General features: G+C 71.5%; 19 protein-coding genes. 9 read left to right on the top strand and 10 right to left on the bottom strand.

All coding sequences use genetic code 11. From position 1 onward, the window contains the following. Positions 1-125 precede the first annotated feature (125 nt). Entirely contained in the window at positions 126-497 is a 372-nt protein-coding gene (locus ABZ707_RS22245) for an ATP-binding protein (RefSeq protein ID WP_360177602.1), read from the top strand. Further along, positions 494-658 carry a hypothetical protein gene (locus tag ABZ707_RS22240; protein WP_360177599.1) on the top strand — a complete coding sequence of 55 codons (165 nt, stop codon included), beginning with the start codon at positions 494-496 and terminating at the stop codon, positions 656-658. Before ABZ707_RS22245 ends, ABZ707_RS22240 begins: the two co-directional genes overlap by 4 nt. Before the next feature lie 95 nt (positions 659-753). Here ABZ707_RS22240 and ABZ707_RS22235 read toward each other — a convergent pair whose 3' ends face one another. From ABZ707_RS22235 to ABZ707_RS22205, 7 genes are all read right to left on the bottom strand, one after another. Next, a complete protein-coding gene (locus tag ABZ707_RS22235) occupies positions 754-1,374 on the bottom strand; it encodes a hypothetical protein (RefSeq protein ID WP_360177596.1) in 621 nt (206 codons plus the stop codon). Continuing rightward, positions 1,361-2,974 (bottom strand): VWA domain-containing protein, encoded by a 1,614-nt coding sequence (locus ABZ707_RS22230; RefSeq protein WP_360177593.1) that lies wholly within the window; start codon positions 2,972-2,974, stop codon positions 1,361-1,363. The genes ABZ707_RS22235 and ABZ707_RS22230 overlap by 14 nt, the downstream gene beginning before the upstream one ends. Next, positions 2,971-4,167, bottom strand: a complete 1,197-nt coding sequence (locus ABZ707_RS22225; RefSeq protein WP_360177590.1) for a toxic anion resistance protein — start codon at positions 4,165-4,167, stop codon at positions 2,971-2,973. The genes ABZ707_RS22230 and ABZ707_RS22225 overlap by 4 nt, the downstream gene beginning before the upstream one ends. Before the next feature lie 83 nt (positions 4,168-4,250). After that, positions 4,251-5,327 carry a hypothetical protein gene (locus ABZ707_RS22220; RefSeq protein ID WP_360177587.1) on the bottom strand — a complete coding sequence of 359 codons (1,077 nt, stop codon included), beginning with the start codon at positions 5,325-5,327 and terminating at the stop codon, positions 4,251-4,253. A gap of 199 nt (positions 5,328-5,526) precedes the next feature. Then, a complete protein-coding gene (locus ABZ707_RS22215) occupies positions 5,527-5,931 on the bottom strand; it encodes a hypothetical protein (protein ID WP_360177584.1) in 405 nt (134 codons plus the stop codon). Positions 5,932-6,046: 115 nt separating this feature from the next. Continuing rightward, positions 6,047-7,258: a pyridoxal phosphate-dependent aminotransferase gene (locus ABZ707_RS22210; protein WP_360177581.1), complete on the bottom strand. Its 1,212-nt coding sequence runs from the start codon at positions 7,256-7,258 to the stop codon at positions 6,047-6,049. Positions 7,259-7,448: 190 nt separating this feature from the next. Next, positions 7,449-8,309 carry a helix-turn-helix transcriptional regulator gene (locus tag ABZ707_RS22205; RefSeq protein ID WP_360177578.1) on the bottom strand — a complete coding sequence of 287 codons (861 nt, stop codon included), beginning with the start codon at positions 8,307-8,309 and terminating at the stop codon, positions 7,449-7,451. 190 nt (positions 8,310-8,499) lie between these two features. On the opposite strand from ABZ707_RS22205, the gene ABZ707_RS22200 reads away from it, so the two are divergent. Continuing rightward, a complete protein-coding gene (locus tag ABZ707_RS22200; RefSeq protein ID WP_360177575.1) occupies positions 8,500-8,847 on the top strand; it encodes a DoxX family protein in 348 nt (115 codons plus the stop codon). A gap of 5 nt (positions 8,848-8,852) precedes the next feature. On the opposite strand, the gene ABZ707_RS22195 is transcribed toward ABZ707_RS22200, so the two are convergent. Next, a complete protein-coding gene (locus ABZ707_RS22195; protein WP_360177572.1) occupies positions 8,853-10,493 on the bottom strand; it encodes a D-aminoacylase in 1,641 nt (546 codons plus the stop codon). Positions 10,494-10,503: 10 nt separating this feature from the next. Beyond that, the gene (locus tag ABZ707_RS22190) at positions 10,504-11,823 is read right to left on the bottom strand and encodes an alanine racemase (RefSeq protein WP_360177569.1); all 1,320 of its coding nucleotides are present in this window, start codon (positions 11,821-11,823) and stop codon (positions 10,504-10,506) included. 153 nt (positions 11,824-11,976) lie between these two features. Here ABZ707_RS22190 and ABZ707_RS22185 point away from each other — a divergent pair, with 153 nt between their 5' ends. The 4 genes from ABZ707_RS22185 (at position 11,977) to ABZ707_RS22170 (ending at position 15,799) form a co-directional block, all read left to right on the top strand. Further along, positions 11,977-13,032, top strand: coding sequence for a sugar kinase (locus tag ABZ707_RS22185; RefSeq protein ID WP_360177566.1), 1,056 nt, complete (start codon positions 11,977-11,979; stop codon positions 13,030-13,032). After that, on the top strand, positions 13,029-13,790 hold the full coding sequence (locus ABZ707_RS22180) for an IclR family transcriptional regulator (protein ID WP_360177563.1): 762 nt from the start codon (positions 13,029-13,031) through the stop codon (positions 13,788-13,790). The genes ABZ707_RS22185 and ABZ707_RS22180 overlap by 4 nt, the downstream gene beginning before the upstream one ends. Then, complete coding sequence (locus ABZ707_RS22175) at positions 13,787-14,197, top strand: RidA family protein (RefSeq protein WP_360177560.1); 411 nt, start codon at positions 13,787-13,789, stop codon at positions 14,195-14,197. The genes ABZ707_RS22180 and ABZ707_RS22175 overlap by 4 nt, the downstream gene beginning before the upstream one ends. 129 nt (positions 14,198-14,326) lie before the next feature. Then, complete coding sequence (locus tag ABZ707_RS22170) at positions 14,327-15,799, top strand: gluconate:H+ symporter (RefSeq protein WP_360177558.1); 1,473 nt, start codon at positions 14,327-14,329, stop codon at positions 15,797-15,799. 84 nt (positions 15,800-15,883) lie between these two features. On the opposite strand, the gene ABZ707_RS22165 is transcribed toward ABZ707_RS22170, so the two are convergent. Next, positions 15,884-17,959: a serine/threonine-protein kinase gene (locus ABZ707_RS22165; RefSeq protein WP_360177556.1), complete on the bottom strand. Its 2,076-nt coding sequence runs from the start codon at positions 17,957-17,959 to the stop codon at positions 15,884-15,886. 205 nt (positions 17,960-18,164) lie between these two features. On the opposite strand from ABZ707_RS22165, the gene ABZ707_RS22160 reads away from it, so the two are divergent. Together ABZ707_RS22160 and ABZ707_RS22155 are read left to right on the top strand one after the other, a co-directional pair. Beyond that, positions 18,165-19,037, top strand: a complete 873-nt coding sequence (locus ABZ707_RS22160; RefSeq protein ID WP_360177553.1) for a serine protease — start codon at positions 18,165-18,167, stop codon at positions 19,035-19,037. 151 nt (positions 19,038-19,188) lie between these two features. Beyond that, the gene (locus ABZ707_RS22155) at positions 19,189-20,622 is read left to right on the top strand and encodes an Nramp family divalent metal transporter (protein WP_360177550.1); all 1,434 of its coding nucleotides are present in this window, start codon (positions 19,189-19,191) and stop codon (positions 20,620-20,622) included. Positions 20,623-20,645: the final 23 nt, after the last annotated feature.

Genomic DNA, 20,645 nt, shown 5'->3' with positions numbered 1-20,645 from the left:
GGCTGCGGTGTGTAGTCCTAGTTGTGCGCGGCCGGTGCTCTCCGGGACCGCGTCCGGAGGTGTGGGTTATGGATCCGCGTGGTCATGTCCTGGCAGTTGAGCGTTATCCCTGTACGGCCACAGCCGTGAGTCGGGCAAGAGCCTTCGCGGGGCGCGCTTACGCGCCCTTCCCCTGGATCGACCACGAGGTCGTCAAACTGTTGGTGAGCGAGACCGCCACCAACGCGGTGCTCCACGCCGGCGGTGGCGGATTCGACCTGATCTGCCACTCCCCGATGGGTGGTTCGATCCAGATCGAGTTGCACGACCGGAGCAGGATCGAACCACTGCGGCGCCCGCACACAGTGTGGGACAGCCATGGCAGGGGCCTGGAACTGCTTGACCTTCTCGCCCCGGGCTGGTCCGTGGTTCCCACCCTGACCGGAAAAGGCCTGATCTTCAGTCTGGAGGCGAAGCCGTGCACGGAGACAGTCTCTCCCCCTCCGACCACCCGGTGACGCCTGACGACCCCGCCTGTCTGCGGCTGCTCACGCTGTTGCTGGCGGGTCTGGGCGGGAGCGTCCGTATGGCCGTCGAGGAGATCTCCGCCGAAGACAACTCCGGTGAAAATCCGGGGCGTAGGGCCGCCGCCCGGCGCAAGGGGAAAGACGGGCGGTGACGGCGGAGAGGGCCGGCGAAGCTTCGCCGGCCCTCTCCCACATCGACAAGCATCGACAAGCGCGACTCACATCGACCCGCCTCCCGCCCGCGCCGTCAGGACGGGCGGTTGCGCTCCTCCAGGTAGCGGGTGTGTGTCTCCTGGCGGCGGGCCTCCGCCTCGCGCAGCGCGGAGGCGTAGGCGCGGGCCTCGTCGTACAGCACGGTCAACTGGCGTTCGAGATGGCGCTCCGGCGGTTCGGCGCCCGGCTGGAGCCGGGTCCACCAGCGGGTCCGCAGATAGGTGTCCACCGACTCCGGGATGTCCTGGCGGATGGCCCGCCCCAGCGCGTGCACCGCCTCCGGGTCCAGGGCCAGCGCGTCGGCGACCCAGCCCGGTTCGAGCAGCGCTTCGAGTACGTCGTCCAGTTCGGTCAGCCGGCCGGCCGCCGCCGGGGGCAGCTCCACCTCCGTCAGATAGGTCCTGAGCGTGGTGAAGTCGCCGCGCAATGCGTCCAGTTGTTCCGTCGGATCGGTGAATTCCGGTGCGCCGGGCCGTTCGGGCGGGGCGATCAGCGCGCCCGCGCCGTACAGCCCGGCGATCACCACGGGCCAGTACGCGCCGGCGAGCCCGGTGAAGGTGAGTGCCAGGCCCGCCAGTCCGCAGACGCTGCCGGTGAGGTTCTTGCGGGACTCCAGATACGCGAGTGCCCTGCCGGGTGTCCTACTGGTAGCCACGGATCTCCTCGAAGGCTCCGTCCAGCGATTCCTGCCCGCCCGTCGCGTCGAAGAGCTGTCCGCCGGTGAGTGAGGCGATGTGCTCCAGCTCCGCGCGGTCCGAGTCGCCGAAGAGAATGGGGAAGACGGGGGTGGCGCGCTGCGCGGCCGGCAGTCCGGCGTAGAAACGCTCGAAGGCGCCGGCGCTCGCACCCGTGGTGTTCTCGCCGTCCGTCATCAGGACGATCGAGGTGAACGCGTCGCGTCCGCCCGCGCCGAGATGGGCGTAGGCCTCCCACAGGCTGCTGAAGATGGCCGTGTCGCCCGAGGCGGTCAGGGACCTCGCGTCCGCGCGGATCGCGTCGAGCGCCGCGGCCGGATCGGCCGGGTCGACCGTATGGGTACTGACCCGCTTCACCTCGGAGCCGAACGGCATCAGCGTCACCTCCTCCCGGTCCCGGAAGCGGTCGCCGGTGGGCGAGTCGTCGGTCCCGGTGAGTCCGGCGAGTGCCGTCTTCAGGCTGGACAGCCGGTCGCCCCGCATCGAGCCCGAGGTATCCAGGACATAGACGGTGCGCGAGGGGCGGCGAAGCTGGTTCTCGTAGGAGTCGAGCAGGCCGTCGGCGACCGAGCGCGTACCGGGAAAGGGCAGCTCGCGTCGCTTGTCGGCGGCGAGACCGGCCGCCGGCTCGACGGACGGTACGACCGGCCGGCGGAACGTCTGTTCGGTCAGCGCCCGCTGGGCCTCCGGGCCGCGCAGATACGCGGTGAGGGCCTGGCCCGCCTCCCGCGCCTCCCGGGGCGCCGAGGTCAGCAGGGTGAAGGGGTAGTCGGCGGTCACCACGCCGTCCTTCGGGCGGATCACGGTGAGTCCGGTGTCGCTGTTCCGGTTCATGGAGAGCAGCACGGACTCGTAGTTGACGAGTGCGTCGACGCTGCCGCGCCGCGTGTAGGCCGTCGCCAGCCAGCCGGAGGAACCCGAGGTCAGCTTCTGCCCGGTGAAGAACTCCTTCAGTTTCGGCGCCGCCCGGCGCACATCGGCGTCGGTGAGCGCGGACTGGGCGCCGGACAGCCCGGAGGCGACCGAGATCAGCGCGGAGAAACCGGAGTTGGAGCGCACCGGGTCGGTCATGCCGTAGGTCAGCTTGCCGGCCGCGACCGCCTGGTGCACCTGTGACCAGGTGACCTGGTCCGGCCGCCAGCCGAGGCGCTCGACGGCCGACGCCTTGACGCCGAGGGCGACGGGCGACGACATCACCGGAGTCTCGTTGGTGAGGCGCTTGGCGGCGCCGGGGTGCAGCCGCAGATAGTCGTTGGACGACAGCCACACCGCGTCGTACTTGCCGTCCGCCCCGCCGGACGCGATCAGTTCGGCGGCGTCCAGGGTGCCGGTCCAGGTGGCCCGTACCCGCACACCGGTCTTCTGCTCCGCCTGGTCCAGCACACCCCGCATGTCGGCGAGTTCACTGGAGGCGAGGACCCGCAGGGTGCCCTGGTGGTCCCTGGTGTCCGCGCCGCCCCTGTCCTTGTCCGGCCCGTCGCCCGGTGAGCAGGCGGTGGCGGTCAGCAGCGCCGCGACCAGTACGGCGGCGAGGCGCGGTCGGCTCAGCGGTCGTCTCACTGGAGGCCGCCTTCCAGCGCGCCCGCCGACCGGGTGCGCTCCAGATGGGCGCCCGCCGTCCGCAGCTCCGCCGTGAGGGACTCCACCGTCGCCGCCATCGACTCCGTCGCCTGGATCTTGTAGGTGTCGATCGCGTCGAGCGTGCGGTAGATCTGCTGGAACGCCGTCCGCAGCGTCTCCGCTCCGACCGCCGGGTCGGCGGCGATGCGCTGGATCTCACCGCTCTGGGTGGCGAGCATCTCCGCGTTGCCGCGGATCAGGTCCTCCGTCGTGGTGCGCAGGACGTTCACCTGCTCGGTCACCTTGCGCTGGTTGTCCAGGGCCGAGGCCAGCATCACCGCGATGCGCAGCGCGGAGACCGTGGTGGTCGCGGCCCGGTCGACCCCCTTGATCAGCTCGTCGTTGTTGCGGCGCACGAGGTCCATCGCCAGATAACCCTGCGCGCAGACCGCGAGCTGGGTCAGCAGATCCTGGTGCTTCTGCCGTACGGGGAAGAGGACATCGGCACGCAGCGCGTCGGCCTGGACCGGGTCCGTCGCGTCGGCCCCGGCGACGCGCTCCTCGATCGCCGCGTCGAGCGCCTCGGTGAGGACCGCGTACTCCTGGAGTTTGCCCATGGTCTCCCAGAGGCGGGTGCGCTCGGTGTGCAGCGCGGCGTTGTCACGCCGCAGTTCGTCCTGGCCGCCCCTGAGCGAACCCACGATCCTGGTCAGGGTGGACTGCGAGGAGGCGTACCTGGCGGCGTGGTCCCGGAGTTTGTTGCCGCCCGGCAGCCTGGAGAGCAGACGGCGGGCGCCCTTGCCCGGCACCTCGCGCGGGTCCAGGTCCTCGACCGTACGGCGCAGTTCGACCAGGGACGACGCCACCCGGGACTGCGCGTCCTCACCGCCGGAGCCGAGGGAGCGGACCGTGCGGTCCAGCATCCGGTTGGACTGCTGGGCGGCGGCGCGGATGTCACCGGAGCCCAGCGCGGCGATCTCGCCGACGCGCGAGGTGAATTCGGGCGAGCGGACATCGAGCGCCGAGAGCGCCCCCACGTAGTCGGTGGCGCGCTGTGTCATCTCCGCGCGTACGGAGTCGTCGAGCGGAACCAGCCCCGCCGCCTGTTCGGCGCGGACCGGGGCGACGGGCTCCGGTGGGGTGAGGATCAGCTCACTGGGCCCTCCGGGCTCCAGGCCGTTCTCTGCGGGCATGCGGTCCCCCCTGGGACGTGAAAAGTTCTGGTGCCCCGACGGGGCTGGTGTGCCGTACCGGACCGGGCTTTCCCGGGGTGGCATCAGGACCGGGCCCGCCGCGCCATCGCGTGCAGCACCTCGGTGGTGGGCACGGGTGCCTGGCGGACGCCGGTGAGCGTCTGGTTGAGATAGGCCGTGAGGGAGGCCGTCGCGGCGGTGAACTCGGCGGCGGCGCCCTGCGGGCGGAAGCCGTGGCGTACCGCCAGCTCGCGCAGGCGTGTGTCGGTGGAGAGCAGCTCGCCCAGCGCACGGCCGTTCCCGGTGAGCGGTACGAGGGTGTGGTCACTGCTGACGGTGGTGTCCGGATAGAGCACCACCAGGTCACCGGTGTCCTCCCCGCGCAGCAGGAGCGAGGCCACCTGCGACTCGTACACCAGCACCAGCGGGTTTCCGACGCCGCTGATGAAGTCCCTGAACGGCGCGTCGGAGCCGGGCTGTTGTGCGCCCTGCACCGAGATCAGCCGCTTGAGCAGCGGAGCCGTACGGGCCACGGCGGCGTCGTCGACGGCGACCTGCCCGCCGTCGGCGACATAGGAGGCCGCCGCGAGATAGAGCGCGCCCGAGCTGGAGGCGAGCGGGTCGGTGCTGGTGACAAAGACCGTCCCGGTCAGTTCGGTGTGGTCCGAGGCGCCCTTGAGCTGCTGCCAGGTGCGCTTCGCGCGGGCCGCGTCGAGATAGGCGTCCATCCGCAGGGTGCCGCGGGACTTGGCGTCCAGTACGGCGAGCCCGTTGCCGGCCAGGACCTCGGCCGCGGAGCGGTGCGCGACGACGACCAGCGGCGAGTAGAACGGCCGCAGCGGTCCGCCCTGCACCTTGTACTTCTTGACCAGTCCGTCGGCCGGCGCCTTGGACGCCGGGAAGGCGAAGTCGGAGCCGTCCAGCAGCAGGTCCTCCATGGCCCAGGAGCCGGAGGTCTCCGCCTTCACTGTGAAGCCCTTGGCAGCGAGGGCCTTCACCACCTCGGGGTCGGAGAAGAACTCGGCCTTCTCCGATCCGATCACTCCGCGCACGGTCTTCGTTGCCGTGCTCGTGCCCTGGTTCTGCCGGCCTGCCACGACGGCTGCTGCCACTCCGCCGATCAGCAGCACCGCCAGGACGATTCCCACGATGCGTCTCACGGGAAAGAGCGTGCTCGCGGAAACCCACATTCCGGACGGAGTTGGGTGGACGGCAGGTGAAGTACCCATCCCGGTAAGGAACCGGAGGGATACGTTCAGTGGCGACCGGTGCGCGCGCCCGCGTGTTGGGAGCCGGGCTCCGGCGCGCGAAGGAAAGAGCCCCGGTCCGCGCGCCTCCGCGGCCCGCGGACCGGGGCCGTCAGAGGGCGCCGATCAGGCGCTGGCCGGGCAGGTCCGCCAGCTCCTGGAGGGCGGCGGTGTGCGCGTCCATCCGCTCGGCCGAGATGATCGCGGCGGCGGTGTCGGCGCGCGAGGCGGCGACGACGAGGGCGCGGCCCGCGAGGGCGAGCGCGCGGCGGTGCAGTTCGGCGGGGTCGGCGCCGGTGGTGACACCCGGACGGCGCGCCGGCGGGGTGCCGCGCAGTCTGGCTATCTGTCCCGCGACGCACTCGGCGGCCGTGTCGAGACCGAGTTCTTCGGTGACGGCGAGGAGCGCGGAGAGATGCCCGGCGAGCTGGATGTCCAGCTCCTCCTCACGGCTGCGGTGCGGGAAGTCGGCGTCGGCCATCGAGTGGACCGACTTGGTGCGGATCGGCTCGTACATGGATGGCCTCCTGGCGTGGTCAGGAGACCATCCTACCTTGGATCGAGTCTAAAGTTGAGTGGAGTCGCGACGGCCTGTGGAGCCTGCGGCCTGTGGAGCCTGCGGCCTGGGGAGCCTATGGCTGGGAGTAGCCGTCCAGGAAGTTCCCGATCCGGGTCACCGCGTCGACGAGATCCTGCGCCGCTGGCAGGGTGACGATGCGGAAGTGATCGGGCTCGGTCCAGTTGAAGCCCGTCCCGTGCACGACCATGATCTTCTCGGACCGCAGCAGGTCGAGCACCATCTGCCGGTCGTCCTTGATCTTGTAGACCTTCGGGTCGAGCCGCGGGAAGAGATAGAGCGCGCCCCTGGGCTTGACGCAGGTCACGCCCGGGATCTGGGTCAGCAGGTCGTACGCCGCGTTCCGCTGCTCCAGGATCCGGCCGCCCGGCAGGACCAGGTCGTTGATCGACTGCCGGCCGCCGAGGGCCGTGGCCACCGCGTGCTGCGAGGGCATATTGGCGCACAGCCGCATATTGGCCAGGATCGTCAGGCCCTCGATGTACGAGGCGGCGTGCCCCTTGGGGCCGCAGACCGCCATCCAGCCGGAGCGGAAACCGGCCACCCGGTAGTTCTTGGAGAGACCGTTGAAGGTGAGGGTGAGCAGATCGGGAGCGACGGCGGCGGTCGGGGTGTGGGTGGCGCCGTCGTACAGGATCCGGTCGTAGATCTCGTCCGAGCAGACGATCAGACGGTGGCGGCGGGCGATCTCGGTGAGCGAGCGGAGCATCTCCTCGCCGTACACCGCGCCGGTCGGATTGTTCGGGTTGATGATCACGATCGCCTTGGTGCGATCGGTGATCTTGCGCTCGATGTCGGCGAGGTCCGGCATCCAGTCGGCGCCCTCGTCGCAGCGGTAGTGCACGGCCGTGCCGCCCGCGAGCGAGACCGACGCGGTCCACAGCGGATAGTCGGGAGCCGGTACGAGCACCTCGTCGCCGTCGTCGAGCAGCGCCTGCATCGACATCTGGATCAGCTCGGAGACGCCGTTGCCGAGGTAGATGTCCTCGACGTCCAGCTCGATGCCCTTGGTCTGGTAGTGCTGCATGACCGCGCGCCGCGCGGACAGCAGCCCCTTCGCGTCACCGTAGCCGTGCGCGTCGCCGAGATTGCGGAGCATGTCCTCAAGGATCTCGGGCGGGCACTCGAAGCCGAAGGCGGCCGGGTTGCCGGTGTTGAGCTTGAGGATGCGATGGCCTGCTGCTTCCAGCCGCATCGCCTCATCGAGGACCGGGCCCCGGATTTCGTAACAGACATTGGCGAGCTTCGTGGACTGGATCACCTGCATGTCCGCGAGCTTACGACCGCGTAACGCGCGCTGCCTGGTGTTTTCGGCCACGTCATCCGGAACGGGCCCTTGCAGGGCACTCGCCGCACGCGCGTCGGGGCCCGGCAGTGCCCTGCCGGGCCCGTCCCGGGGGTGCGGATTCCCGTTCACCCCTATGGGTGACACCGCGCTCGGCGGCACCGCCTGCGCGTCAGCCCGCCACCGCGCGCAGCGCGCCGGGACGGCGGCCGGTGAGGGAGTCGAGCGCCGCCGCCGTGGCGTCGTCGGCGGGCAGGTGGACCAGCAGACGCTGTCCGTCGGCGTCGGGCAGCGTGAGCGTCTCGCGGGCCAGCCGCAGCTCGCCCGCGTCCGGGTGCGTCAGCCGCTGGGCGCCCAGGTGGCGGGACATCCGGGAGCCGGTCGACCAGCGGTCGCTGAAGGGCGCCCCGGCGGTGAGCGCCAGCTCCTGGACCAGGTCCGCCAGGTGCGGATCGTCCGGGATGGAGTCGGCCTTGAGCCGGGTGATCTGTTCGTCGGCGGTGAGGTCCCACTCCGGGTGGGCCGCGCGGGCCCGGGGATCCGTGAAGAGATACCGCGCGAGGCTCGGTACGGGAGCCTCCAGCAGCCCGAGGGGACCGACGAGCTGCTCGTAACCCGTCGTGTACGCGATCACCTCGCTCAGCCTGTTCAGCAGGACGGCGGGGGTGGGCTCCAGCCGGTCGAGCAGGGCGCGCACGGTGGGCCGCACCACGCGCGCCGGCGGCAGTCCGGCACCGGGGCAGAGCTGGCCCGTGCCGGTGGAGAGCTTCTCGGCGTGCAGCAGGGTCAGCCGTTCGTCGTTGGTCAGCCGCAGGGCGTCGGCGAGCGCCGCGAGCACCTGCGGTGACGGATGGCGGTCCCGGCCCTGTTCGAGCCGCGCCAGGTACTCGACGCTGATCCCGGCGAGCATGGCCAGCTCGGAGCGGCGCAGACCGGGCGTACGGCGCCGGCTGCCGTGCGGAAGACCGGCCTCGGCGGGTGACATGGCCTCCCGGCGGCCCCGCAGGAACAGGCCCAGCTCGTTCTCGCTCACCCAGGGAATGTACCCGCCCCGGGCCGCCGGATCGTGGCCCTGCCAGTACCAGCCTGGGCCGGGTCTTCCTCCGGGGGCCCGGCCCAGGCAGCCTGTGCCGGGGCCATGACCAGTGGTACCCGTACCCGTATCCGCCGGCCGGCCGCGGCCCTCCGCGCGGCCACCCCTCACACCTTCCGAAGGATCATTCGTGTTCATCGCCTACGCCGTCGTCGGCATCCTGCTCGCCGCACTGCTGACGTTCTCCGCCATCGGCACCTTCACCCGCCAGGAGAAGATCGTCGCGTCGATGCGCGACGTGCGAGTCCCGGACTCGTGGCTTCCCCGCCTCGCCACCCTCAAGGCGCTGGGCGCGCTGGGGCTGCTGGCCGGGCTCTGGATCACGCCGATCGGCGTGGCCGCCGCGATCGGCGTGATCCTCTACTTCATCGGTGCCGCGATCTTCCATCTGCGCGCCAAGGACTACGCGATCGCCCCGGTCGTGATCATCCTCCTGGTGGCTGTCGCGGCCCTGGTGCTGCGCCTCGCCTCGGCCTGACCCGGTCAGCCGGTCCGGCGGACGGAGCGGCCCGCCAGGACATCCGTGCGGCGGCCGTCCTCGATCACGAAGCGGCCGTCGATCAGGACATGCGGGATGCCCGTCGGCGCGGTGCGCGGTGCGTCGAAGGTCGAGCCGGCCGCGACCGTGTCCGGGTCGAACAGGACGAGGTCGGCGCGGTAGCCCTCGCGGACCAGACCGCGGTCCGGCAGCCGGAGGCGGGCGGCCGGGCGCGAGGTCAGATGGGCCACGCACTCCTCCAGGGTGAGGACGCCCAGCTCCCGGGCGTACCGGCCCAGATAGCGCGGGAACGTGCCGTAGGCGCGCGGATGCGGCTTGGCGCCCTGGAGGATGCCGTCGCTGCCGCCGGTGTGGACCCGGTGGCGCATGATCTGCCGGACGTTCTCCTCGTGGCCGACATGCTGGAGGATCGTCGGACCGAGCCGGTCCTCGATCAGCAGCCTGCGGGCGGTGACCCAGGGACTCTCGTGGCGCAGCCGGGCCGACGCGGCGACCGTCCTGCCGACATGGTCCGCGAGCTCCGGCGCCGCCGAGAGACCGGAGATCTCGATGGTGTCCCACTCGATCGGCACGCCGTGACAGCCGTCGGAGCCGACGACCTCCAGATGGTGGCGGATCCGCTCGGCGGTCGCGTCGTCGCGGAGCCGGCCGAGAATCGCGTCGGGGCCGCCCTCGCTCGCCCAGCTCGGCAGCATCGCGACCAGCGTGGTGCAGCCCGGAGTGTAGGGATAGGTGTCGAGGGAGATGTCGGCGCCCGCGTCCAGCGCCTGGTCCAGCAGCGCGAGCAGCTCGGGCGCGCGGCCCTCGTTCACGCCGAAGTTCATGGTGGCGTGGGCGAGATGGAGAGCGCAGCCGGCCTGCCGCGTGAGCGTCACCATCTCCTCGTACGCCCGGAGCGCGCCGGCGCCGTAGGAACGGTGGTGCGGGCAGTAGTAGCCGCCGTAGCGCGCCACCACCCGGCACAGCTCGGTCAGTTCGGCGTCGTCCGCGTACATCCCCGGCGTGTAGGTCAGCCCCGAGGACATGCCGACCGCGCCCTGCTCCAGGGACTCGGCCACCAGGCGCTTCATGCGCGCCAGTTCGGCCTCCGTCGCGGGACGGTCGTCCCAGCCGACCGCGTACATACGGACGGTGCCCTGCGGGACCAGATACGCGGCGTTGACCGCGATGCCCTCGCCGCCGAAGCCCCGGTCGAGCCGGTCGAGATACTCGCCGACCGTACGCCAGTCGAAGTCGACGGTGGTGTCCCCGGGCGCTCCGCCGTTCCAGCCGGTGATCGTCTGCCGGACCTGGGCGAGGGTCGGTTCGTCGACGGGCGCGTACGACAGGCCGTCCTGGCCGATCACTTCGAGCGTGACGCCCTGCGCGGCCTTCGCGGAGTGGTCGGGGTCGCGCAGCAGCGCGAGATCGCTGTGGGCGTGCATGTCGATGAAGCCGGGGGAGAGGGCGAGACCGGTGGCGTCCAGCACACGGGCGCCGGTGAGGCGGGGACCGCCGGTCCCGCCCGGGGCGCCGGTCTCACGCCGTATCGCGGTGACACGGCCGTCCGTGATGCCGACATCGGCGCGGTAGGACGGGCCCCCGGTGCCGTCGACGACGCGCGCGCCGCGTATGACGAGATCCATGTCCGGCCTCTCAGAAGAAGGTGCGGAGGAAGTCCGTGACCGTTCCGTCCGCCTCCACCAGCGGGATGAGCTGCCATTTGTCGAAGGACGTACACGGATGCGAGAGGCCCATCCCGACCCAGTCGCCGACCGCCAGCTCCGCCTCGTCCGAGGTGGACAGCCAGCCGTGCTGGTCGGACAGGGCCGTCAGGGTGACGCCCGCCGCCGGGCGGATCTCGCCGGTGCGGCCGTCCCGGACCACCTGAACCTCGGGAAGGTCGAGATCGTACGCGGCGTCCCGCTTGCCGGCGTTGACAAACGCCTGCCCGGCGGACGGCCGCGAGATGACCTGCGCCCAGAGCCGGAAGGCGGGCCGCAGCGCTCCTTCCTCGGGGATCCGGTTGAACGGGGTGAGATGGCGGTAGTGGCCGTCGTCGTGGGAGACGTACGCGCCTGAGCGCAGCAGCTTCAGCACCGGGCGGGAGAGCGCGGGGATCTCGGCGAAGACGTCCGCGACCGCGTCGAACCAGGCGCTGCCGCCCGCGCTGACCACGATCTCGTCCGTACCGGCGAAACGGCCGGCCTTGTCGAACTCGGCGGCCAGCGCGGTGAGCCGGCGCAGCCAGGCACGGACACCGGCGCCGTCGGCCGCCGGTACCTCGCCCTCGTATCCGGCGACTCCGGTCAGGCGCAGGGTGGGCGCGGCGGCCACCGCGTCCGCGACGGCGGCGCACTCGGCCTCCGTACGCGCTCCGGTGCGGGCGCCCTCGCCCGCGCCCAGTTCGACCACGACCTCCACCGGGCGGCCGGCGCCCGCCGCGCGCAGTGCCTCGTCCATCAGCTCCACGCCGCGCACGGAGTCGGCGTAACAGACGAAGCGGAAACCGGGATCGCGGTCCAGCTCGCCGGCGACCCAGCGCAGCGCCGCCGCGTCGACCAGTTCATTGGCGAGGAAGATCCGTCCGATGCCGAACGCGCGGTAGACGCGGGCCTGGTGGGGGACGGCCGCCGTGATGCCCCAGGCGCCGCGCGCGAGCTGGCGTTCGAAGAGCTGGGGCGACATCGAGGTCTTGCCGTGCGGCGCGAAGGCGAGACCGTGGCGCTCGGAGTAGGTCTCCAGCAGCGCGAGGTTGTGCTCGACCGACTCGGCGGAGAGGGCGAGGACGGGGGTGGTGAAGCCACCGGTGAACAGATCGCGGCGCTGCGCGGCGAGCGCGGAGACCGTCAGGCCCTCGGCGTCGGGCGGCAGCGCCTTGAAGCGGTGGTCGACACGCTCGTCGCCCAGCCGGTCGGCCGTTCGCGGGCCGAGTGGCTCGTCCTGTCGCTCGTCCGGGCGTCGGTCGGCGGCCATGGGCCCTCCCCTTGTCAGTGGCGTTGCAATGCCCCAGGCGTTGCAACATTTGCAACAACCATTGCGCGTATCGCTTGTCGCTGTCTAACATCCGAGCCGACACCAGGTCAATGGTGACCCGTCCGTCGACCGTCGAGCGCGAGGAGCTGTGGAGTGACCGGAACGGTAGAGGCGGACATCCCCCCGCGCGTGGAGGTCGTCTGTCTCGGTGAGTCCATGGTCACCTTCCTGCCCTCCCGGCCGGGCCGCCTCGCGGACGTCCCGTCCTTCGCCCGTACGATCGGCGGCGCCGAGTCCAATGTCGCCTGCGCGCTGGCCGCCGCGGGACACACGGTGAAGTGGATCAGCCGGGTCGGCGCCGACGGCTTCGGTGACCACCTCGTCGACGCGATCGCCGCGTACGGCGTCGACACGTCGGGCGTCCGCCGCGATCCCGCCCGGCCGACCGGCATCTACTTCCGTACGGCGACGGACCGGGCCACCGACGCCCATGAGGTCGCCTACTACCGGGCCGGATCCGCGGCGTCCGCGATGTCCCCGGAGAACATGCGGGCCGCGGGGCCCTGGTCGGGCCGTGTCCTGCATCTGTCCGGCATCACCGCCGCGCTCTCGGACGACTGCCTCGCCCTGACGCGGGAGCTCACGGCCCGCAGGCCGGGCCGCCCGCTGGTCTCCTTCGACGTCAACCACCGGCCGGGACTGTGGCGCGACGGGTCCGGCGCACGCGTGCTGCTGGATCTCGCACGCGGCGCCGACCTGGTCTTCGTCGGTGAGGACGAGGCGGCGCTCGCCTGGGACCTGCGCGGTGCGGACGCGATCCGGCGGGCGCTGCCCGAGCCGGAGGCGCTGGTGGTCAAGCGCGGCGGCGCGGGAGCGACCCTGTACGCCCGGGAGGCCGGCCCCGGGCAGCGGGACACCGTCACCGCCGTGCCCGCGCTGAACGTCGAGGTCGTCGCGCCGGTCGGCGCCGGAGACGCCTTCGCCGCCGGGTTCCTCTCCGCGACCCTGCGCCATCTGCCCGCCGCCGCCCGGCTGCGGCACGGCCATCTGATGGCCGCCGCCGCCCTCACCGCGCCCGGTGATCTCGGCACCCCGCCCTCCCGGGCTCACGCCGACCGGCTCGCGGACCTCGCCGCGGCCGACTGGGGGAGACTTCGTCTCGGCCCCGGCTGGACGGCGGCCACGGAGCAGGAGGTACGTACCCCATGAGCCAGACAGTCGACCGAGCGCTGAGCATTCTTCCGCTGCTCGCCCAGGGACCCGCCGACCTCGGGCAGGTCGCCGACCGGCTCGGCGTCCACAAGTCCACCGCGCTCCGGCTGCTCCGTACCCTGCACGAGCACGGGCTCGTCTACCGCCAGCAGGACAACCGCTACCGCCTCGGCGCCCGGCTCTTCGCGCTCGCCCAGGAAGCCGTCGAGAACCTCGACATACGCGACATCGCCCACCCGCATCTCGTCGCGCTCAACGAACAGTGCGGCCACACCGTCCATCTCGCGGTGTACGAGGAGAACGAGGTCCTCTACATCGACAAGGTCGAGAGCCGCTACCCGGTCCGGATGTACTCCAGGATCGGCAAGCCGGTCGCGATCACCGTCGCCGCCGTCGCCAAGCTGCTGCTCGCCGACCTTCCCGAGGCGGAGCGCCGCGCCCTGGCCGAGCGCCTTGAATTCCCCATGTACACACCCCGTTCGATCCCGAACGCGGCCGCCTTCCTCAAGGAACTGGCGACCGTACGCGAACAGGGCTGGGCCACCGATCTCGGCGGCCACGAGGAGTCCATCAACTGCATCGGGGCCCCCATCCGCGGTGCGGACGGCCGGGCCGTCGCCGCCATGTCGGTCTCCGCGCCGAATGTCGTCGTCACCGCCGAGGAACTCCTCACCCTCCTCCCGCTGTTGCGCCGCACCGCCGCCGCGATCAGCGGGGAGTACTCCGGCACCACCCACCCCAAGGAAGCGTCATGAGCGACAAGACCGCACTCACCCCTGCCACCCACACCGCCCCGCCGGCGAAGTTCTCGCACGGCGTCCGCAAGGGCAACATCCTGCAGGTCGCGGGCCAGGTCGGCTTCCTCCCCGCCGTCGATGGCCAGGCGCCCACCACGGCCGGCCCGACCCTGCGTGAGCAGACTCTCCAGACCTTCGCCAATGTCAAGGCGATCCTGGAGGAGGGCGGCGCGAGCTGGGACGACGTCATGATGATGCGTGTCTACCTGACCGATGTCGACCACTTCTCCGAGATGAACGCGATCTACAACGCGTACTTCGAGGAGCAGGGGCTGAAGGAGGCCCCCGCCGCGCGGACGACGGTCTATGTCGGTCTGCCCAAGGGCCTGTTGATCGAGATCGACGCCCTCGCCGTGCTCGGCTGACCCTCCCGCGCGCCCGCACCGCCGGACTCGGCCCGCCGTCTTCCCGCACCCCGCGCCGCAAGGCACGGCGCGCCCGCCTCCGGGGCGCCGTGCCGCGGTTCCCGCTGCCCAGAACAGAAGGTCCCCCTCATGCCGCTCGCCGCTGACGCGCCACCGCAAGCCCCACCCCACACCGGTGGCCTGCTGCTCCTCATCGACGGCACCGCCGGTCTGCTGACCGTCGCCGCTCTCGGTATCGCCCTGCTCCTCATCCTGATCATCAAGGTCCGGCTACAGCCGTTCGTCGCGCTGCTCGGCGTCTCCATAGCCGTCGGCCTCGCCGCCGGTCTCTCCGTCACCGAACTCTTCGGCACGGTCCAGAAGTCCGCCGCCGTCTCGATGATCGAATCCGGCATGGGCGGCATCCTCGGCCATGTCGCGATCATCATCGGGCTGGGCACCATGCTCGGCGCGATCCTCGAAGTGTCCGGCGGGGCCGAGGTGCTGAGCTCCCGGCTGCTGAACCTCTTCGGCGAGAAGCGCGCGCCGCTCGCCATGGGTGTCACCGGTGTCGTCTTCGGCATCCCGGTCTTCTTCGACGTCGGCATCTTTGTGCTCGCGCCGATCGTCTACGCCGCCACCAAGCGCTCCGGAAAATCGATCCTGCTGTACGCGATGCCGCTGCTGGCCGGCCTCTCGATGACCCATGCCTTCCTGCCTCCGCACCCGGGGCCGGTCGCCGCCGCGGGACTCTTCAAGGTCGACCTCGGCTGGGTCATCCTGATGGGCATCGTCGTCGGCGTCCCGTCCGTCCTCGCCGCCTGGGCCTACGCGGCCTGGATCGGCAAGCGCATCTTCGTCGAGGTCCCGCAGGACATGGTCGAGGCCGCGGCGGAGGCGAAGAGCGCGGTCGCCGCCGAGCAGCGCGCCTCGGGCGTCACTCCCCGCGAGACGCCGGTCTCGCTGGCCACGGTCCTCGCGATCATCGGCACACCGCTGGTCCTGATCCTGCTGGCGACCTTCTCGTCCATCGCCCTCGACCCGTCGACGGGCCGCTCCGTCATCGAGTTCTTCGGCCACCCCTTTGTGGCGCTGACCATCGCCCTGCTGCTCGCCTACTACCTGCTGGGAGTCCGCCGGGGCTGGTCCCGCAAGTCGCTGGAGACGGTCTCCACCGCCTCCCTGAAGCCGGTGGGCAACATCCTGCTGGTCGTCGGCGCCGGCGGAGTCTTCGGCGCGATCCTCAAGGGCAGCGGTATCGCGGACGCGCTGGCCGACACCTTCAACGACGTGGGCCTGCCGGTCATCCTGCTGGCCTGGCTGATCTCGGTCGTGCTGCGTGTCGCGCAGGGCTCGGCGACGGTCGCGATTGTCACCACCGCGGGCATCGTCGTGCCGCTGGTCGAGGGCCAGGACCTCTCGCAGGCGCATCTCGCCCTGATCATCATGGCCATCTCGGCGGGCTCGATCTTCGCCTCGCACGTGAACGACGGCGGCTTCTGGATGGTCGCCAAGTACTTCGGCATCTCCGAGCGCGACACCCTGAAGTCCTGGACGGTCCTGGAGACCGTCCTGTCGGTGGCGGGCTTCGTGGTCGCGGCGCTGCTCAGCCTGGTCATCTGAGGGCCGTCCGGGGACGGGGGCCCGGGACGGTACGGGCGGGAGGCCGCGGCGGGACGCGCGCCTCCCGCCCGTACCGCGCCGGGCTCAGACGGCCTTCGCGCAGACGTAGTTCTCCCCGTCGTCCACCTCGTACCAGTAATAACGGGTGGAATCCCCCGCGAAGGCACGGCACTCGGGATCGCTCCCGTCCGACGGCATGGCGTAGTAGCTGGTGATCTGCATGACATAGCGGTAGCCCTGGGGCACGGAGTCGGCGGCGCAGCTCCAGACGGTCATCAGGCTGCCGTCGCCGACACCGTCGCCCTCCGCCCTGGCGATGAAGCACTGACCGTTCCGGTACTGACGCTTCAGGCACAGGCGGGTGACGGCACCGTCGTCACCGACGTTCGTCCAGCGCTCCTCGTCGTCCGACGCGCAGTCCTGGCCGCTGTCCGAGACGACGGACACGACACGGTTGTAGGCGTCGGCCGATTCGCAGTCGACGCGTTCCGGGGCGGCGTCGCTCCAGCCGCCGTGCCCGTTGTCGTGCGAGCTGAGGCAGTCCCCGGTGACCACGGCCTGGAACGCCAGATCCGTGGGGTTGGGGGCGGGCGTGTCCGGCAGGTCCCTGCCGGGATACGGGCTGGAGTATGAACCGCCGCCCACCGGACCGCTGGTGGGCTCCTCGGTCTCCCAGGGCTGCCAGACCACCAGGACGAAGAAGGCGAGGGCGGCCAGGAAGACGCCTCCCCAGCCGGAGGACTTTTTGGCGGGGCCGACGGCGGGCGCGGGCCCGGCTCCCGCCGCGGAGCCGTTCCGGGAGCCCGCCGAGGAGCGTTGCCCGGAGGAGGAACCGGCCGAGGCCCGCTGCCCGTCGGCGGCGGGACCGGCGGCCGATGCCGACCGCGACTCGCGCCCGGCGCGCTCCCGCCCGGCGCGTTCCTGGTCGGCCCGCCTCGCGGCCACGGCCCGGGCGAGTTGCTCCCGCTGCGCCCGCCGTTCGGCCCGTTCGCGTTCGGCGCGGTCGTGCTCGCGGGCCGCCCGCAGCCGTTCCCGTTCCTGTCGCTCCTGTTGTTGTTTCTCCTTCTCCTGTTTTTCTCTCTCCTGCTCGTCCCGCTCCTGTCCCGGCCGGCCGACGTCGTCCGCCGAGGGTCCGTCGGCGCGCGCCCGGGTGTACTGCCGGGTCGGCCCCGGGTCCGGCACCGCGCGGGTGCGCTGGTCCACGGTCGGCGCGTCGGCGTCGGTGCCGCCGCCGGCCCCCGGGTCAGGCCCCTCCCGCAGCGCCCGGCCCTGCTGTTCGTACTCCTCGATCAGCGCCGTCCAGCGCGGCGGCAGCCAGCGGGTGCCGCTCTCCGACACCGGCAGCCCGACGAGGCCCGACGTGAACTGCGCGAGCACATCGGCGGGCCGGGGGCGGCCCGCCGGGTCCACCGCCAGACAGGTGCGGATCAACTGCTCCAGCTCGCGCGGCAGTCCGCTCAGATCCAGCTCGCCCCGCGACACCCGGGCCAGCAGCCCCAGCGTGTCGCCGTTGTCGGCGTACGGCGGCCGGCCGACCGCGAGATGGAAGAGCGTCGCGCCCAGCGAGTAGATGTCGGAGGCCGCCGTGGACGGCTCACCTCGGGCCTGCTCGGGCGAGGTGAAGGCGATCGTGCCGAGGGTGAGGCTGGTCCTGGTGAGGTCGCTGGCGTGCGAGATCCCGAAGTCGATGACACGCGGACCGGTCAGCGGGAGCAGCACGTTCGGCGGCTTGATGTCCCGGTGCACGATGCCCGCGTCGTGCAGGGCGACCAGCGCGGCCGCCACTCCGGCGCCGACCCACCGGACGGCCGAGGCCGGCGGGTGCCCGGCCGTCCGTACCAGCTCCGCGAGGGACGGCGCGGCGATGTACTCGATCGCCATCCAGGGGCGCGGCGCACCGGCGTCGGCGTCGAGCACCCGCGCCGTACGGCTGCTGTCGATCCGCTGGGCCAGGGCCACTTCGCGGGCGAACCGCCGCCGGTCGGTGGCGCTGACGAGCCCCTCCGCCAGCAGCGTCTTGACGGCCACCAGTCCGCGGTCGGCGGAGCGCGCCAGATATATCCGGCCCATTCCGCCCGAGCCGAGGCGGCCGATGATCCGGTACGGCCCCAGCGTCACCGGGTCGTCCGTGCCCAGCCGTTCGATCTTCACCCCGGACATGCCTCAGCTCCCCCTGCCGCACGCGATTCCGCCGCGTCCCCCGCGCGATGAATAACACGCCGGGCGCCGCCGCCCCGTTCCCGCCCGCGCGTCCGGAATCCACGAGGCATGGTTGCCGGTCGCCCGGCTTGCGTCAACAATGCGCATGACCATCCACAATGTGCATGACAAGCCGGAGAAACTTCGGCCACAGAGGGGGCCCCACATGAGAAAGCCTCTCCTCGGCGCGCTCGTCGCCGTCCTGCTCCTCGGAGCGGGAGCGGCGCCCGCGACGGCCACAAGCCGCCCGGCGAACGCGTCCACCCGGACCACCGAGGCCGACCGGACGACCCAGATCCGGGCCAAGGCGGTCGACTTCGCCGGAACGGTGGCGCTCAGCAACTGTTCCGGCTCCGTTGTCCGGGTGCCCGGGTCGCAGCCGGGCGACCCCGCCCTGGTCCTGTCCAACGGCCACTGCCTGGAGAGCGGCTTCCCCGGCGCCGGGGAGGTCGTCGTCGACCAGCGCTCCACCCGTACCTTCGGCCTGCTGAACTCGGCGGGCAGCAGGGTCGCGACGCTGCGCGCGAGCAAGCTCTCGTACGCGACGATGACGGACACCGACATCTCGCTCTACCAACTGACCAGCACCTACGCGCAGATCCAGAGCGCGTACGGGATCACCGCGCTGGAACTCAACGCCACCCGCCCGGTGCGGGGCAGCGCCATCAAGGTCGTCTCCGGCTACTGGAACCGCATCTACACCTGCGCCATCGACGGCTTCGTCTACCGCCTGAAGGAAGGCGAGTGGACCTGGAAGGACTCGATCCGCTACACCCCCGCCTGCGACACGATCGGCGGCACCTCGGGCTCGCCGGTGATCGACGAGGCCACGGGCAAGGTGGTCGCCGTCAACAACACCGGTAATGAGGACGGCGGCCGCTGCACGCTCAACAACCCGTGCGAGGTCGACGAGAACGGCACCGTCACCGTGCGGCAGGGCATCAACTACGCCGAGGAGACCTATCTGATCGTGCCCTGCGTGGGCACCGGCAGCAGGATCGATCTGAACCGCGCGGGCTGCGCCCTGCCCAAGCCGTAACCACCGGGAAACCGGCGCACGCGGCCGGGTCGTCGCCGGCGCCCCGGAGCCGATGTCCGGGGCGTCGTCCCGTTCGCCCTCTTGCGCGATCACCGGTACCCCGCTTTGGTGACGTGGGTCACGTAGGGGGACGAGTGGAAGGCGAGGACGCATGGCAGACACCGCGGACCGTGGTACGGAGCCGGCGGAGACGCGCGAGCCGGGCCCGCCCCGGGCCGGTACGGACGAGACGGGCGCCGGCGGGGTGCGCGGAACGTACTCCCCGGTGTCCGGCACGGGCGAGCCGGGTCCGCCCGGGGGCGACGACGACGCCCCTCCCCGCAAGGCGAGCTGGCGGTACATCGGACCCGGCATCGTTGTCGCGGCGACCGGCGTCGGGGCGGGCGATCTGGTCGCCACCCTGATCGCGGGCAGCACGTTCGGCTACACCCTGCTATGGGCCGCGATCATCGGCTGTCTTGTCAAGGTCTCCCTCGCCGAGGCCACCGGCCGCTGGCATCTCGCCACCGGCCGCACGCTCTTCGAGGGCTGGCGCAGCCTCGGCCACTGGACCAGCGTCTACTTCGCGATCTACGTCGTCGTCTGGGGCTTTGTCTACGGCGCGACGGCCATGTCCTCCAGCGCGCTGCCGCTCGTCGCGCTCTTCCCCGACGGGCCCGGCCTCAAGACCTGGGCGGTCATCACCGGGCTGACCGGCCTGGTCTTCGTCTGGTTCAACCGGTACGCGGTCTTCGAGAAGGTCATGACGGTGCTGATCGGGATGAAGTTCCTGATCGTCATGTATGTCGCGGTCCGTGTGGTGCCCGACCTCGGCGCGGCCTTCGCGGGGCTCGCCCCCGCCCTGCCCGACGGCTCGCTCTTCTACACCCTCGGGCTGATCGGCGGTGTCGGCGGCACCATCACCATGGCCGCGTACGGCTACTGGGTGAATGCCAAGGGCTGGACCAACTCCGGCTGGATGAGCGTGATGCGCCTCGACAACCGCGTCGCGTACATCACCACCGGACTCTTTGTCGTCGCCATGCTGATCATCGGCGCCGAGCTGCTGCACTCCTCCCACATCGCGCTCACCTCGGGCGACCGGGGGCTGATCGATCTCGGCTCGGTCCTGGAGGACCGGTTCGGCGTGGTCACCGCCAAGCTCTTCCTGATCGGCTTCTTCGCCACGTCCTTCGGGGCGCTCATGGGGGTGTGGCACGGCGTGAGCCTGATGTTCGCGGACTTCGTGGAGCGCATCAGGAAGGAGCGCGCGGGCACGCCGGCGGACGGGGCGACGGGGATGGTCCAGGAGGTCGCGGCCGGTGAGCGCGAGCGCTCGCTGCCGTTCCGCGCGTATCTGCTCTGGCTGACCTTCCCGCCGATCGGCCTGCTCTTCCTCGACCAGCCGTTCGGCCTGGTTGTGGTCTACGGCGTGCTGGGCGCCTTCTTCATGCCGTTCCTGGCGCTGACGCTGCTCTGGCTGCTCAACTCCTCGCGCACCCCGGCACGGTGGCGCAACGGCATGGTGAGCAATGTGATGCTGACGGCGGCCGGGCTGCTGTTCGTCGTGCTGTGCGTCCAGCAGGTACGGGATCTGCCCTGGTAGGAGGGCCCGCTCCGGCCGGGCCC

The organism is Streptomyces sp. NPDC006923 (assembly GCF_040635655.1).
Lineage (GTDB): Bacteria > Actinomycetota > Actinomycetes > Streptomycetales > Streptomycetaceae > Streptomyces.
The sequence above is the reverse complement of the archived record's forward strand: the minus strand, read 5'-3'. Positions and strand labels throughout refer to the sequence as shown.